At 63.2% G+C, this 15,442-nt stretch carries 13 protein-coding genes and 1 pseudogene; all 14 read right to left on the reverse strand.

Going from position 1 to position 15,442, the window contains the following annotated elements; translation table 11 throughout:
* Positions 1 to 62: 62 nt before the first annotated feature.
* Positions 63 to 1,511 carry an FAD-dependent oxidoreductase gene (locus tag Q4P21_RS05850; protein ID WP_303387896.1) on the reverse strand — a complete coding sequence of 483 codons (1,449 nt, stop codon included), beginning with the start codon at positions 1,509 to 1,511 and terminating at the stop codon, positions 63 to 65.
* A 43-nt stretch (positions 1,512 to 1,554) separates the two neighbouring features.
* Positions 1,555 to 2,844: a uroporphyrinogen-III C-methyltransferase gene (gene cobA / locus Q4P21_RS05855; RefSeq protein ID WP_303387873.1), complete on the reverse strand. Its 1,290-nt coding sequence runs from the start codon at positions 2,842 to 2,844 to the stop codon at positions 1,555 to 1,557.
* 96 nt (positions 2,845 to 2,940) lie between these two features.
* Complete coding sequence (locus tag Q4P21_RS05860; protein WP_303387874.1) at positions 2,941 to 3,837, reverse strand: ABC transporter permease; 897 nt, start codon at positions 3,835 to 3,837, stop codon at positions 2,941 to 2,943.
* Entirely contained in the window at positions 3,830 to 4,621 is a 792-nt protein-coding gene (locus Q4P21_RS05865) for an ABC transporter ATP-binding protein (RefSeq protein ID WP_303387875.1), read from the reverse strand. The genes Q4P21_RS05860 and Q4P21_RS05865 overlap by 8 nt, the downstream gene beginning before the upstream one ends.
* A complete protein-coding gene (locus Q4P21_RS05870; protein WP_303387897.1) occupies positions 4,618 to 5,676 on the reverse strand; it encodes an ABC transporter substrate-binding protein in 1,059 nt (352 codons plus the stop codon). The genes Q4P21_RS05865 and Q4P21_RS05870 overlap by 4 nt, the downstream gene beginning before the upstream one ends.
* A 233-nt stretch (positions 5,677 to 5,909) precedes the next feature.
* Entirely contained in the window at positions 5,910 to 6,896 is a 987-nt protein-coding gene (locus Q4P21_RS05875; protein WP_303387876.1) for a GTP pyrophosphokinase family protein, read from the reverse strand.
* Positions 6,897 to 7,032: 136 nt separating this feature from the next.
* A complete protein-coding gene (locus Q4P21_RS05880) occupies positions 7,033 to 7,770 on the reverse strand; it encodes an NUDIX hydrolase (RefSeq protein WP_303387877.1) in 738 nt (245 codons plus the stop codon).
* Positions 7,771 to 7,775: 5 nt separating this feature from the next.
* Positions 7,776 to 8,882 carry an AAA family ATPase gene (locus Q4P21_RS05885; protein ID WP_303387878.1) on the reverse strand — a complete coding sequence of 369 codons (1,107 nt, stop codon included), beginning with the start codon at positions 8,880 to 8,882 and terminating at the stop codon, positions 7,776 to 7,778.
* 1 nt (position 8,883) lies between these two features.
* A pseudogene (locus Q4P21_RS05890) lies at positions 8,884 to 9,272 on the reverse strand (nicotinamide riboside transporter PnuC).
* Positions 9,273 to 9,356: 84 nt separating this feature from the next.
* Complete coding sequence (locus Q4P21_RS05895) at positions 9,357 to 10,286, reverse strand: urea transporter (protein WP_303387879.1); 930 nt, start codon at positions 10,284 to 10,286, stop codon at positions 9,357 to 9,359.
* Positions 10,287 to 10,460: 174 nt separating this feature from the next.
* Positions 10,461 to 11,837 carry a sulfate adenylyltransferase subunit 1 gene (locus Q4P21_RS05900; RefSeq protein ID WP_303387880.1) on the reverse strand — a complete coding sequence of 459 codons (1,377 nt, stop codon included), beginning with the start codon at positions 11,835 to 11,837 and terminating at the stop codon, positions 10,461 to 10,463.
* Positions 11,837 to 12,790, reverse strand: coding sequence for a sulfate adenylyltransferase subunit CysD (gene cysD, locus Q4P21_RS05905; RefSeq protein ID WP_303387881.1), 954 nt, complete (start codon positions 12,788 to 12,790; stop codon positions 11,837 to 11,839). Before cysD ends, Q4P21_RS05900 begins: the two co-directional genes overlap by 1 nt.
* Positions 12,787 to 13,500 carry a phosphoadenylyl-sulfate reductase gene (locus tag Q4P21_RS05910; RefSeq protein ID WP_303387882.1) on the reverse strand — a complete coding sequence of 238 codons (714 nt, stop codon included), beginning with the start codon at positions 13,498 to 13,500 and terminating at the stop codon, positions 12,787 to 12,789. The genes cysD and Q4P21_RS05910 overlap by 4 nt, the downstream gene beginning before the upstream one ends.
* Positions 13,497 to 15,248 carry a nitrite/sulfite reductase gene (locus Q4P21_RS05915; RefSeq protein ID WP_303387883.1) on the reverse strand — a complete coding sequence of 584 codons (1,752 nt, stop codon included), beginning with the start codon at positions 15,246 to 15,248 and terminating at the stop codon, positions 13,497 to 13,499. Before Q4P21_RS05915 ends, Q4P21_RS05910 begins: the two co-directional genes overlap by 4 nt.
* Between the last annotated feature and the right edge of the window lie 194 nt (positions 15,249 to 15,442).

A 15,442-nucleotide genomic window follows, 5' to 3' on the forward strand; every position in this document is an offset into this window, starting at 1 on the left:
GCCACAAAGAAAAGAGGGCCGCAGCATCGTCGTGATGCTGCGGCCCTGTCATTGGAGCAAACTCAGGCCCCTACGTTGGCTCCTCGGGAGACACTGACCATGTCTTCACGTGGCACTACCTTGACGCGTTCGCGTTGCACAGTGCCGGCCTCGGACGCGGCAGCACCCAAAGCCTTTTCGTGGGCGTCCAGTTCAAGCCAGCCTTCCCAGGGGGTGAATTCAACACCGCGGGAATCGAGCAGCTCCACGACTGCCTCCGGCGCCGCCTCGGCGGCCAGGGGCAGCTGGTGGCGGTCAGCCAACAGGTGGGTGATGGTCTCCAGGGCATCGCCCTTGGTGCTGCCGATCAAGCCCACCGGACCACGCTTGATCCAACCCGTCGCATAAATGCCCGGCACGTGGGCGCCGTCGGCACCCAACACGCGTCCGGCGTCGTTCGTGACAACACCGCGCCGGTGGTCGAACTCAACCTCGGGCAGGGCGGAGCCAAAGTAGCCCACGGAACGGTATACGGCCTGGACCGGGTAGTCGATGAACTCCCCGGTGCCCCGCACATTGCCGGTGCCATCCAGCTCAGTGCGCTCAAACTTGATGCCGGTGACCTTCCCGTTGGTGCCGGTGATTTCCACCGGGTTGTGCAGGAAGTGCAGGTGCAGGCGGCGGGAGGCACCCGTGGTGGGGTCGGCGGCGTCGTCCTCCTGCTCCACCAACCAGTTGGTCAGGGTGTTGACCATGGTCTTGATCTGGTTGCTGGACTTCACGGCGGCGTCGGAGGCCTCGTCAAAGTCGAAGTCCTCCTCGTACAGGACAATGTCCACGTCACGGGAGTGGCTCAGCTCGCGCAGTTCCATCGGCGTGAACTTCACCTGGGCGGGGCCGCGTCGGCCAAAAATGTGCACGTCGGTCACGGGCGAGGACTTCAGCCCCTGGTAGACGTTGTCCGGAATTTCGGTGACCAGCAAGTCATCCGCGTGCTTGGACAGCACCCGGGCCACGTCAAGGGCCACGTTGCCATTGCCAATGACGGCGATCTCCTTGGCGGTCAGCGGCCATTCACGCGACACGTCGGGGTGGCCGTCGTACCAGGAGACGAAGTCGGCGCCGCCGTGCGAACCTTCCAGCTCGATGCCGGGGATGTTCAGGTCCGCGTCCTTGATGGCGCCGGTGGCGAAGATCACGGCGTCGTAGTGCTTTTGCAGGTCCCCCAGCACCAAGTCGGTGCCGTATTCCACGTTGCCGAAGAAGCGGATGTCGCCTCGGTCCAGCACCTTGTGCAGGGCGTTCACAATGCCCTTGATGCGGGGATGGTCCGGTGCAACGCCGTAGCGGATCAGACCGTACGGCGCCGGATAGCGGTCGAAGAGGTCAATGCTGACCACCAGGCCTGCACGTACTTCTTCGCTTTTCGTCAGCATGTCTGCTGCATAAACACCCGCGGGGCCTGAGCCAATGACGGCGATGCGCAGAGGGCGCTCCGGGGTTCCAGGCGCTGCTGGGGAGTTTGATGACACAGCTGTGCTCGTTTCTTCGATGTTCAAGGGCTTGTAGGTAAGTCTAAGAGATGGTGCTGATAGTTTCCCGCGTACCGTAATGGGCGGTAGCGAGTTCTGCAGGTGCCAGCGGGCTCACGCGCACGACGTCACCGACGACGACGACCGCCGGGTTGCGTACTTTGCCCGCCTGGGCGAGGGCGACGATGGTGCCGAGGGTGCCGATGGTGGTGCGTTGGTCCTTGCCGAAGCCGTTTTCAATGATGGCCACGGGGCAGTCGCTGCCGCGGCCGGCGGCGGCCAGGACCGGAACGGAACGGTTCAGCGTGCCGACCCCCATCAGCAGCACCACAGTGTGATCGCTGCCGTGGGGTACATTTTCCAAATCTTCGTGGCCGCTGATCATGGTGAAGGCCTTGGCCAGTCCGCGGTGCGTGACGGGTATGCCGGCGGCTGCAGGGACGCTCACCGCGCTGGTGACACCCGGCACCACTTCCACGTCTACTCCGTTTTCGCGGCAGGCGATGGCTTCCTCGCCGCCGCGGCCCAGCACGTACGGGTCCCCGCCCTTGAGCCTGACGACCCTGTTCCCAGCCAGTGCTTCACGGACCAGGATCGCGTTGATTTCAGTTTGCGGCACGGGGTGATGGCCGGGGGTTTTGCCGACCTCGATGATTTTCACATCCTCGCCCAGCGTTTCAAGCAAGCCACGCGGGCCAAGCCTGTCAGCCACGACCACGTCTGCTTCGGCCAGGAGCCTGCGCCCCCGCACCGTAATGAGGTCCTCGGCACCGGGTCCTCCGCCAACGAGCGCCACGGATCCCCGGTGCTCCAGCGTGCCGAGACCGCGGCGCTCAAGCCGGTCCGCTCCCCTGCGGTAGACGTCCAGCGGGAGGTCGCCGCTTTCGAGTGCGGCGGCGATCGCGTTGCGGATGGCTGCGGCGCGCAGCGGGTCTCCCCCGGCGTTGACGGCCACCTTGATGTCCTCCACAGTGGCTACTGCCGGCGTCCACGCTGCGGAGTCCTGCGCGTTGGAGTGGTTCACGCACCAAATGCGGTTATCCTCAGCATCGCTGGCTACCTGGGCATCGACCAAGGTGTTGTTGCTGGCGGCCACCACATACCAGACGTTGGCCATGTCGGCGCTTTCGTAGCTGCGGGCGTGCCAGGTGAGCAGACCCGCGTCGGCCAGCGCCCGTGCCGGGGCGCTGAGAACGGGAGCCACCAGCGTGACGTGCGCTCCGGCGTCGAGCAGGGCCTTGGCACGACGTGCTGCAACGGTGCCGCCGCCGACCACTAGGACGGGACGGCCCAGCAGCCTCAATGAGGTGGGGAAGAGATCAACAATTGCCATGAGATGACCTTAGGGAAGGAGGATATTTGCGTACAAGCGGGGCGTTACACCCGTTCACGCAAGGTCACGGGGGGACATATTCCAGCCGGTTGGCCCCTAGCGGGTGCTGCCGGCGAGGAGGCCGCGCCCGCGCAGCAGCCGCTTCTCCACGGGGGCAAACACCAGCAGTTCAACGGCGATGCCCACGAACAGGATGATCAGGATTGCGGACATCACGATGCCCATGTCGGAGAGCTGCCTGCCTTGTTCCAGCAGCGAGCCCAGTCCGAAGCCCAGGCTGCCGCCCATCGCAATGATTTCCGCCGCCATGAGGGAGCGCCAGGAGAAGGCCCAGCCCTGCTTCAGCCCACCGACGTAGCCGGGCAGTGCGGCCGGGAGCACCACGTTTACTGCCATTTCCCACCGCGATGCGCCAAGGATCTGGCCCATGCGGCGGAACTGCGGCGGGATCTGGTCCACCCCGGCGATGAGGCCGTTGATGATGGAGGGAATGGCCCCCATGAACATGACGAAGTACACGGTGGCATCGGTCAGGCCAAACCAGATGATGGCGGCTGGAACCCACGCCACGGAAGGCAGCACCTGCAGGCCTGAAATGAGCGGACCGAACGCCCGGCGCAACAGGCGCACCTGGGAAAGCAGCAGCCCGATCGGCGTGGCCACCACAATGCTGATGGCGAAGCCGGAGAGGCCTCGCTGCAGCGAAGTCCACACGGCTTCCTGCGCTGTGCCCTCCCCCCAAAGCGTCCCCAGCGAACCGAACACATCCAGCGGACCCGGCACCAGGTCGCGGCGGCGCAGCCCCAGCGATACATAGAACTGCCACGCGAGCAGCAGCACTATGAACGCGGCAAGTGGCAGCAACAGCCGGGACCAATCGATGCCCCGGCGCTCAACGGACTCGGATTGCAGCGAGTCCAGCCCGGCTTCCAGAGAGCGCATTTCCTCGGCACTGCCGCTCTTGAGCAGCGGCGACGTTATTGTTTCAGGCATGTCGGCGGATCTCCTCGCGCAATCGGGCGGTGATGTCGCCTGTCAGTTTTCCGGCGGCGCCGGCGTTCGTTCGGTGTTCTTCACAGACGTTCCATTCGGCCACCACGCGCCCGGGCCGGGAAGAGAGCAGCAGCACGCGCTGCCCAAGCCGCACGGCCTCGCGCACGTTGTGGGTGACGAAAATGATGGTTCGCCCGGTTTCCTTCCACACCCGTTCCAGCTCGTTGTGCAGCAGGTCCCGGGTGATGGCATCCAGTGCGGCAAACGGCTCATCCATGAGTAGCAGCGGCTTGTCCTGCGCCAGCGCCCTGGCCAACGCCACCCGCTGGCGCATGCCTCCGGACAGCTCGTGCGGACGTTTGCCTGCCGAGTGGCCCAGATTCACCAGGTCCAGCAGTTCGGTGGCGCGCAGCTTGCGTTCGGCCCGGCCCACACCGCGCAGCTTCAACGCCATTTCGACGTTTCCGCGTGCACTGAGCCAGGGGAACAGGGTCGAGTCCTGAAACATGAACGCGGCACCGTCTTCCGGGACTTCCAAGGCGCCGGCGGTGGGCACGTCCAGGCCTGAAATGATGTTCAGCAGCGTTGATTTGCCACAGCCCGAGGCGCCCAGCAGGGCCACGAACTCGCCCTGCCTGACCACGGCGTTCACGTCGTCCAGCACCGGAGGCCCGGCTCCAAAGCGCTTGCCCAGGTTTTCAAGGACGACGGCGGGTTCCCGGCCGTCGCCGTCGGCCTCCCCTTCCGCTGCGAGCAAAGGCTCGACTGTCAGCAGGTCAGTCATTCCGTCCCCAATCCCGCGGCTGAGACGGGTTTTTCGCCTGCCGCTTTCAGTACGTTGTTAAGCAACGTCAGGTCAAAGAGCCCGTTGAGGTCCGCCGGTTTGGAAACACCGGCGCTGACACCGTGGGCAAGCAGCGTGGGGAACGTGGCTGCCAGCGGGTCCGAGGTGAATTTCAGCTCGGACAGTGACCGGGCAATCACATCCTCTTCCAGCGGCTTCCCAATGGCCACTTTCAGGGCCTCGTTGATCACTGTTGCGGCGTCATCCGGGTTTTTATCCAGCCAGTCCACCGACTCAACGTGGCCCTTCAACAGGGCCTGAACGGTTTGGGGGTGCTCATCGAGAAAGCTCTTGTTGACGGCCAGAACCGTGGTGCTGAATTCTCCTTTGTCCCAGAGGTCGGCCTCGTTGACAAGGACTTTCGCCCCTGCCTGGAGCACCAGACGGGACGTCCACGGCTCGGCGACCCAGGCGCCGTCGATCTTTCCGTCTTGGAACAACCGCAGGGTCTGGGCATTCGTGGTGGGTGTGATGGTGACGTCGCCGCCGCCGGAGGTGTTGGTGACCAGTCCGCGATCGGCCAGCCATTTGCGCAGTGCCACGTCTTGCGTGCCGCCCAGCTGTGGGGTGGCAATGGTCTTGCCCCGGAGATCTTCAGCGTTGGTGATGGAGGGCCGGACCACAAATTGCGCTCCGCCGGAGGCAACCCCGGCGATGATCCGGATGGACTCGCCGCCGCTTTTCACAAAGGAATTCAGGGCGGGGTTGGGGCCCAGGTAGGCGGCATCGATGGCGCCGGCGTTGAGCGCCTCAACAGTTGCCGGTCCGGTGGTGAAGACCTGGGTTTCCAATGCGGTTGCCCCGAGGTCCTTGGCGAAGATGCCCTTTTCCACGCCAGCGAGTGCGGGGCCATGGGTGATGTTGCCAAAGTAGCCAAGTTTGAGGACGGCGGCCGGGGCGGTATCCGCGGCAACGGTTTCTTGACTGCCTTGGGAGTTCACACTGGCCACGGCCGCGCCTGCCCCAATGAGGGCTACAAGTGTGGTGAGCACCATGATTTCCAGCCCGCGTCTGGTGCGTTTGGGCTTTTCGCCGGCAACGATGCGAATTCTTTTCAACGGTGGTTGAACGGCAGCCTGCGGTGTCGGCTGCGGGTCGGCCGCGGTTCCCCTTGTAGTCATGGATTAAACGGTAGGGAACGCGCCCGGGCCTGTTCAATGAAGCGGACTCGCTAGGTCACAAGGCGACACGCAGCGTCACATCGGCTTAACGGTGAAGTTGCCGTGCGTTATTCGTCGTCCTGGACTGCGCGGAGCTTGCTCAACCGCGAGCGCAGCTTTGTTTCCCGGTTGCTGTCGTTGCCCAGTTCCTTCGTTGCCTGCACGTAGGACTCCCCGAAGGATTGCAGCAACAAGTCATCCGCCACGCGAACCTGACCCGGGGAGAACCGGTATTGCATGATTTTCGCCATTTTTTCCGGGTCAAGGACCTTGAACCAGTCGTCGGCGGCGCTGACAGTGTCGATGCCGTTGGCGGCGAGAACGTTGACCATCCAGCTGTATTGATTTTCCTTGCTGCTGGGGTACCCGGGGAAGGCTCGGGCCAGCACTCCTTGGAGGGACCCGGCGTCGAGCTTCTGCGTTTCATGCTCGGTGGCAGCTTCGGACTGGATTCGTTTCAAGATGTCGCTGATGTTCACAAACTGCTGGTCGGCCAGTTCAATGAGGGTGGAGGCCATGGTGAAGGCCCTGCTGATTTCTGCGTTGCCACCGCTTGAGCCCTTGAAGCGGATGTCGTGTTCAAATTCTGCCCATGCGTGCTGGAGGACAGTGCGGATCTGCACCTCGAAGCGCCGGCCCGTGAAGTCCCTGCAGCCGCGGGGCGTGTTGGCCGCCGGAACTTCCAAGGTCAGGTGCCGTCCGGCGTAGCCAATGCCGCCGTTTTTGCGCATCATCGCGGTCTTGTCTTCATCCTCATGGCAAATGAACTGGCTCGAGAGCGCAATGGCCACGGCTTCAATGTCCGACTCCACGAACAAAATGACGCGCACACCGATCAAGTCATCGAGGTGGTCCAGACCTCCCGGGTACTTCAGCCGTCCATCTGTGCAGCGGCGTGTGAGTTTCTCGGCAACCGATGTTGGTGACTTGACCCGAAACTGCACGTCGTGGTGGTTGAGCCCGTCGTCGTGGAGCCTGCTGACGATCGCGTTGCGGATTGCCTGCGCCGCATCGTTCAAGGCCTGCTGTTGGAAACGATCCTGCTCCACTGCCATTTCCGCATCCTTCACGGCCTTCATCACGTTGGTGTCCCCCTGACCACGTCCGGCCGGGCTATGCGCCCGGTCCTTGTCTCAAATTCTCCCACCTTCGCGTGGCTTGTCCAGCTCTATTTCCACACCCTCCGACTCTTCAGCGACACGGCCTGGCGAACGGTGGGCTGATCCAGTCACTGCCCACCGTGAAGAGCGACGCCGGAGCCCCCACCCCCTGCACCTTGACTCCCGTCGGGGTCAGCGAAGGGCGTATTTTCCGGGTGAAGTTTCCAGCCGGAAGTTCCACCTGCCAGACGGCGCTGTAGACATCCCGCAACGCCGAGATAGTGAATTGCGCGGGCAGAAGGCGTGCGCCAATGGTGGTGTATTCCATTTTTCCCGCCAGCCGCTCCAGCCCTTGTTGCAGAATCTCACCGTGGTCAAAGGCGAGCGCTGACGTATCCAGGGTGTGAACAGGCACCCACTGCGCGTGGGCTGCGTCGCTGCCGGCAGACAGCGGCGGGAGGATCCCTCCTTCGGCTGCCAGCAGCACCAGGTGCGCCACCGAGACCACTCGCATTCTCGGGTCCCGCCCTGGATCGCTGAACGTTGCCAGTTGCTCCACAAACACACTGTGGGAGCCCAGGTTCAGTCCGGTTTTCTCCTCCAGTTCTCTGTGTGCGGCGGCCAACGCGTTTTCGGTAGGGCCCACAAACCCGCCCGGCAGCGCCCAGCTGCCAAGGAGGGGATGGGCGCCGCGTTCCACCAGTGCGATGTGCAGCACCTTGTGCCGCACGGCGAATACCACCAGGTCAACCGTGAGTGCCACCGGCAGGAAATCCGACGGGTTGTAGCTGGCAAGGAAACCGGCTTCGTCGGGCATTGAGTTGCTCATGGTGTTCATTCGGTGGTTGCCATGCTGGTGCGGCCGGCCCACCCAGGCGAAGTGAAGGCTGCTTGTTGGGCCAGCATGGAGTCAATGACTGCGGTGGCGGTGGCCATGCGGCGTTCGTGGCTGCCCGTGAGTAGAATCCACGAGTGGCCCGCCTCTACGAGTGACTCCTTGAACCATTCGGTCATCTCGGCACGGCGGTGTTCGCCTTCGCGCCACCCGTCGTCTTCAAAGTCGACGCCGTTGTGGTCGGTCAGCAGGTAGATGTCGCGGCGGGGCAGCTGGCCGACGGCGGCGAAGGATCCGTAGCTGCCCTCCCCGAGATAATAACGCTCCCACAGCGTCGTGGCCAGTGCGTCGGTGTCGGCGATGACCAGCGGTGAGGCTTCCGCTGCGGCCTGCTCAAGTTGTGTCTGCCGCTCTGCGATCAAGCCGAAATCAGCGGCAGTCCAGACCAGATCCTCAACGCCTGTCTGCGGCGCGGAGGCTTGGCGGGCGGCAAGTTTTTCATACGTGAACTGGCGGCCGTATTCCACCACGTCGTGCAACTGCGGAAACCGCCGACGATAGTGGGCGCTGAGCGCTTCACTCAAGGTGGTGGTGCCAGTTGATTCGGCTCCCACCACAATGATGCGCACGGCCATTCCGCGACGGGCAGCCGGCACCAGCAGGGGCCACGCGGCGGCGAGGTTCTCGCGGCACATGGTCCCGCTGACGGGGTACGCGCTGCGCCGCGGGTCCACGGGGATGTGAACTGCCGTAAACGCTTGTGCGAGACGCTCGCCGTAGCTCTCTGAGCTGAAGAGGACATCGATGCTCTCCACACCACGCATTTTCAAGGCGAGGCGCATGTTTTCCAGCTGCGCCGTCCAGATCTCGTCGCTGAAAAAGTCTTCCGGGCAGTCGTTGCGCACAGCAATGACGGTCACATTCCCGACGGCTGCGAATTCCTCAGCCAGCCAGTCAGCGCGCTGCTGCACCGTGAGTGATTCAAAGCGGCTGCCCTGCACAAGCACCCATACAGAGCGGGCGCCTGCAGCTGCTGTTTCAATCAGGTGGCGGTGGCCCGCGTGCGGCGGGTAGAACTTACCAATGACGAGTGCGTTCTCAAACATCTCAGACTCTTTCCAGTACAGGTTCAGTAGTCGCGTAGCGGAGGTGTTTCCAGCCCACTAGGCCATAGACGCACAGGGCCAGGAAACCGATATACAAAATGGCTGTCAGTGCCAAGCCACGGCTGAAGTAGAGCGGAATCGAAACCAGGTCAATCACAATCCACACATACCAGTGTTGGAAGATCTTCTTGGCTTGAGCGTACGTTGCCACCAGTGACGCCGCCAACACGAATGCGTCGGGGACAGGAACTTGCGAATCAGGAGGTCGTTGCTGCCGGCATTGCCGCTGGCGCCGCGCGACCACTTGATCCACCCATAGACCCCTATGGCCGCGAAACAGATCTGCAGTAACGTTTCGCCATACAGTCCTGCGCCGAGGAACCCTTCCATGATTCCTCCGTGTCGCGTTCGTTGTTATTATCAAGTTGATAATAACTGTAACACGGCTTTGTCTTGGGCTCCTTTTACAGCGGATCAGCTGCGTTTGATGCCAGGGATGAAATGACCCACGGACAGCAGTATCCACGTGGTGAGCACAAATGGCCAGGTGTAGACGCCGTCCCAATCTTGAATGGGTATCCGTACAACGCCCACCAGCAAGGTTCCCGCGATGGCCATGACCCATGGCTGCCACGTCCCTTTCAGGAACACGGCAGCGAGTGCGATGGACACCAGAACTTCGGAGTAGCCCAGCATTCCGTGCCCCAGCAGCAACTGGTCTTTTCCGGTTGAGACAGCCAAAACGCTCAGCACCACACTGCCCAGCAGGGCAGCCAGTCCCACCTTCCAATGAGAGAGGAACAACGCCAGCAGGATCAGCACCCCGACAACGACGCTATCGACGAGTACCACCTGGGACACGTTGCTCAGGATGGAGCGGAAGAACAGCGATGTCAGGCTCTCATTCAAGACCACGGGCTCGCGTGAAACGTGGTGGCCGGAGGTGGCAAAAAACATCACGCTGGCCACGATGCAAAATGGTGCCGTCAGGTACGGCAGCCGCAATGCTTTCAGCGGTGCAGAACTGAAGGCCTTCACCAGCAACCACGTGATGGGCCCGCACAGCAGTCCGCCGATCACGGTAGCAGCTACGCCCAACCATCCACTGCCCAGGGCGGCGAACGCTGCGGCTCCCACCAAGGCGCCGCAAAATCCGTGGTGGCCTGTGCGCACCGTGCTGGGCGGAAACCGCAGCAGCACCCCGGCAACGGAATTGCTTGCCGCACCCAAGAGGACAAGGAGCGCCATCCGCCAGTCGGCAATGACGAAGGCGATGAGGATAAGCAGCCCGGGGATGACTTTCGCTTGAAAGAAGATCTGAGACATGCCCAGCAACAACACCGTTGCGGCGTTGCGAGGACCGGTCCATCCAGACCGGCGCACAGGCAGTTGATTTAGTTGCACAGGGCGATAGTATCCTGCCGCCGGTGATCGGTGGCTGCGTCGAGACTCTGGGGCTGTCTATATGGGACATAATGCGGGTGCCCGGCTCAATTACCCGCGTTAGCTGTCATATAGATGGTGGTGGTCGAAGCTGCCGAGATGTGGATCTCGACAGGCTCGACCACCACGAGCCCGTTAGATGCTGTACCGCTCGTCCTCATGATCCCCAGGATGGTCTCTGACCAGTCCGGCAGCCAGAGTATTGCCGTCCTGCGGATCGATCACCAGGAACGCGCCGGTGCGGCGGTGCCGGGCGTACGTTTCGATCGGCAACGCCGACGACAGCCGGATTTGAGCCGTGCCAATGTCATTCAGTTCCAGCCCGGACGCCGCTTCATACGCGAACGACTCCAGGTCCAGCTTGCCTGTCACTGCACGGATCAGACCCTGCACCGTCTTGCTGCCGTGCTTGATCAGCACCTTGGACCCTTCACGCAGCGGCTTCGTGGAGAGCCAGCACAGTTCCGCATACAGGTCTTGGCGCGCCTCACCAAAGGTGCCGGTTTGCGCGATCACGTCGCCGCGGGCAATGTCGATCTCCTCGCTCAGGCGCAGTGACACCGACTGCGGCGCCACCGCCCGATCCAGCGATCGCCCGGCAAAGTCAATGCCCACCACTGTTGCAGTGCGCCCCGAGGGCAGTACGGTGATGTCATCCCCCACGGACACCGACCCCGAAGCCACTTGCCCCGCATAGGCGCGGTAGTCGCGGAAGGAGGCTCCGGCGTCGTCCGCGTCAGCGAGCTCAGGCGCCAGCGCACCCTGGGGGCGGACCACCAACTGCACCGGGAAGCGGAATGGTTCCAGCCCGCGCTCCAGCTCATCGGTGCTGGGCAGCGTCTCCAAGATGTCCAGCAGACTGGGGCCGGTGTACCAGGGCGTGTGCGTGGACGGCTCCACCACATTGTCGCCTTCAAGGGCGGAAACCGGCACCACCACCACGTCGCTAAGGCCAATTTCCGCGGCCACCTTGTGCAGATCAGTCTCAATGGCGCGGAAGATGTCCTCGCGGAAATCGACCAGGTCAATCTTGTTCACAGCCACCAGCACGTTCGGCACCCGCAGCAGGCGCAGCACCGACAAGTGCCGACGCGTCTGCTCCAGGACACCCTTACGGGCGTCGATAAGAACGACGACGGCATCCGCAGTGGACGCGCCCGTCACCGTGTTCTTGGTGTACTGCACGTGCCCGGGGCAGTCGGCCAGGATGAAGCTGCGCCGGTCCGTGGCGAAGTATCGGTAGGCCACGTCAATGGTGATGCCCTGCTCGCGTTCGGCGCGCAGGCCGTCAGTGAGCAGCGCCAGATCGATCTTCTGCGTGCTGCCGTTCTCCCCGCCAAAGCCGCGGTCCGCCGAGGTGCGGGTGACGGCGTCGAGCGTGTCAGCCAGAATGGCCTTGGAGTCGTGGAGCAGGCGGCCCACGAGGGTGGACTTGCCGTCGTCCACGGAACCGGCCGTGGCGAAACGGAAAAGTGTTGACTGCGCGAGGGGCGCTTCGGTGATGGTGCTCATTAGAAGTAGCCGTCTTTCTTGCGGTCTTCCATGGCTGCCTCGGAGATGCGGTCATCGGCCCGGGTGGCGCCACGTTCGGTCAGGGTGGAGGCGGCAACTTCACGCACCACGTCGTGGACGGTGGTGGCGTCGGAGGCCACGGCGCCGGTGCAGGACATGTCCCCCACCGTGCGGTAGCGGACCTGCTTGAGCACGACTTCCTCCGTGGGGCGCGGCTTGGAAACCTCGCCCACCGCCCGCCACATGCCGTCGCGTTCAAACACTTCCCGTTCATGGGCGTAGTACAGGCCCGGTAGCTCGATGTTCTCGCGGGCGATGTAGCGCCACACATCCAGTTCGGTCCAGTTACTGATGGGGAACGCGCGCACATGCTGGCCCACCGTGTGGCGGCCGTTGTACAGGTTCCACAGTTCCGGGCGCTGGTTGCGCGGATCCCACTGGCCAAACTCGTCGCGCAGGGACAGGATACGTTCCTTGGCCCGGGCCTTATCCTCATCACGGCGACCACCACCAAAGACGGCGTCAAAGCGGTTCCGGGCAATGGCGTCCAGCAGCGGCACGGTCTGCAACGGGTTGCGGGTTCCATCAGCCCGTTCAGCCAGTTCGCCGCTGTCGATAAAGTGCTGCACCGAACCCACTTCCAGGCGCAGGCCCAGGCGTTCCACGGTACGGTCACGGAACTCAATGACCTCCGGGAAGTTGTGGCCAGTGTCCACGTGCAACACCGGGAATGGGACCTTGCCCGGCCAGAATGCCTTCGTGGCCAGGTGCAGCATCAGGACGGAGTCCTTGCCGCCGGAGAACAGCAGCGCCGGACGCTCAAACTCGGCCACCACCTCACGGATGATGTGGATGGCCTCCGATTCAAGCAGGTCCAGGGAATTCAAGGTGGGGGCTTCGAGGGTCTCGAGCGCTTCAACCGCCGGAGGGGTTTCAGTAATTTGGGTGCTCATACGTGTAGTCCGCATTCTGTCTTGGAGGTTCCGGCCCAGCGTCCGGACCTGGGGTCGGCGCCGGGGGCCACTTTGTTGGTGCACGGAGCACAGCCAATGGACGGGTAGCCCTGGCTGAGCAATGGATTCACGGGCAAAAGGTTGTCATTGGAGTAGCGCAGCAGTTCTTCATAGCTCCACGTGGCGACCGGGTTGACCTTGATCAGCCCGTTCTTTTCATCCCACACCACCAAGGGCGTGTTGGTGCGGGTGGGGGCTTCGTCGCGGCGCACTCCGGTGAACCACAATTCGTAGTCTTGGAGTGAGCGGTGCAGCGGTTCTACCTTGCGAAGCGCACAGCAGGTGGCGGGATCCGCGGCAAAGAGGTCCTTGCCCAGCAGTGAATCCTGGTCGGCGACGGTGTGCACCGGCTTGACGTCCACCACGTTGACGCGCAGGTTCTTCGCCACCTCATCCCGCGTGGCGTAGGTTTCTTCGAAGTGGTAGCCGGTGTCCAGGAACAAGACGTCCACTCCTGGCAGTTGCTCGGCCACCAAGGCTGGCAGCACGGCGTCGGCCATGGAACAGGCGACGGCGGATGCTTGCGTTGTGAAGTTCCGCGCCACCCAGGCGATGACTTCCTGCGCGGCCGCGTCCCACGGCAGTTCCGCTGCGCCGGATTCGGCCAGGGCTTGGAGCTCGGCCTGTGATCGGAGCGTTGTCACAGTCATTTGAGTAACTCCTCATCAACCCGGTGGGCGAACTCGGCAAAGGTCTCTTCGGCCAACTTGTTGGCCACGTAACTGCGAATGACTCGCTCCACGTAGTCGGGCAGGTCGGGGATGGCCACCTTGAGTCCACGAACGGTGCGGCCCAGTCCGGCCTCCTCACGGTTGTGCGAGGACAAGCCGCCACCCAGGTGGACCTGAAAACCTCCTGTTGTGCCGCCGTCGGCCGTGGGAACAATGATGCCTTTCAGGCCAATGTCCGCCGTCTGGATCCGGGCACACGAGTTGGGGCAGCCGTTGAGGTACAGCGTGAGCGGCTCATCAAGTTCCCCGGCGTCCACGAGGTCAGCCAGCCGCTCCTCGAGCTCGCCAATGATGTTGATGGCCGTGTCCTTCGTGTTCACGATGGCCAGCTTGCAAAACTCGACACCGGTGCACGCCATGGTGTTGCGGCGGAAGACGGACGGCCGGGCGGACAACCCGATCTCATCCAGCCCGGAAATCACTGCCTCAATGTGGTCCTTGGGAATATCCAGGGCGATGATTTTCTGCAGCGGGGTGGTGCGCACACGGTGGGATCCGTGCGCTTCCAGCAGATCAGCCAGGGCCAGCATTCCGGTACCGGAGAAACGTCCCACGCACGGGGCTGCGCCGATGAAGAAGTTGCCGTCCTTTTGCTCGTGGACCCCAACATGGTCACCGTTGACTTTCGCCTTGGGCGGGACCACGCCGTCGGGCAGCTGGTGGCCCAGGTATTCATCCTCGAGGACCTGACGGAACTTCTCCGCACCCCAGTCCTCCATCAGGAACTTCAGGCGGGCCTTGTTGCGCATGCGCCGGTAACCATAATCACGGAAGATGCTGGTGACGCCCTCCCACACTGCGGGGCCTTCTTCCGGCGGCACAAACACGCCAACACGCTGGGCCAGCCGGGGTGCGGTGGAGAGCCCGCCGCCCACCCACAGGTCGTAACCGGGACCGAATTCCGGATGCCGCACGCCAACAAAGGAGATGTCGTTGATTTCGTGGATGGTGTCATGGTCCGGGTAGCCGGTGATGGAAGTCTTGTACTTGCGCGGCAGGTTGGAAAACTGCGGGTTGCCAATGAACCGCTCGCGCAGTTCCAGTAGGAAATCGGTGGGGTCAATGATCTCCGCTTTAGCGATGCCCGCCACGGGTGAGCCAAGCATGCCGCGGGGCACATCACCGCAGGCCTCGGTGGTTTGCAGTCCGGCGGCTTCGAGGCGGCGCCAGATCTCAGGAACGTTCTCGACCTCGATCCAGTGGAACTGGATGTTCTGGCGGTTGGTCAAATCCGCCGTGTTGCGCGCAAAGTCAATGGAAATCTGGCCAATGACGCGCAACTGCTCGGTGGTGAGCTTTCCGCCGTCGGTCCGCACCCGCATCATGAAGTAGCTGTCCTCGAGCTCATGCGGTTCCAGCGAGGCCGTCTTGCCGCCGTCGATCCCCTGCTTGCGCTGCGTGTACAGCCCCCACCAGCGGAAACGGCCGTGCAGATCATCGTCGGCGATCGAGTCAAAGCCCTGCTTGGAGTAGATGGTCTCAATGCGGTGGCGCACGGACAGTCCGTCGTCCTCCTGCTTGAAGACCTCCACCGGGTTCAGCGGCGCCTTACCATCCACCTTCCACTGTCCGTGCGGCTTGGCGGCCGGGCGTGCGCGGACCGGACGCGTGGCGGGGGTCGGTTTAGTGTCTGGGGAGGTGGCTCCGGCTAGAGCTGTCTGTGTCATGAAACGAGCGTAGGTTGCCACCAGGCCCGCGCCAATCACGATTGCAACGCGGGTTCACCTTGGGCAATATTTCGTCACACGCACCATTTACCGCGGCTCTGTGCTTGCCCGGCGGAGCGGCTTTTCCTGCCACGCACGACGCCGGGCCTCCCCTGACGCGCAGGACTATCAGCTTCTGCGCGGCGCTGGGCTCT

The organism is Arthrobacter sp., from assembly GCF_030540645.1.
GTDB lineage: Bacteria > Actinomycetota > Actinomycetes > Actinomycetales > Micrococcaceae > Specibacter.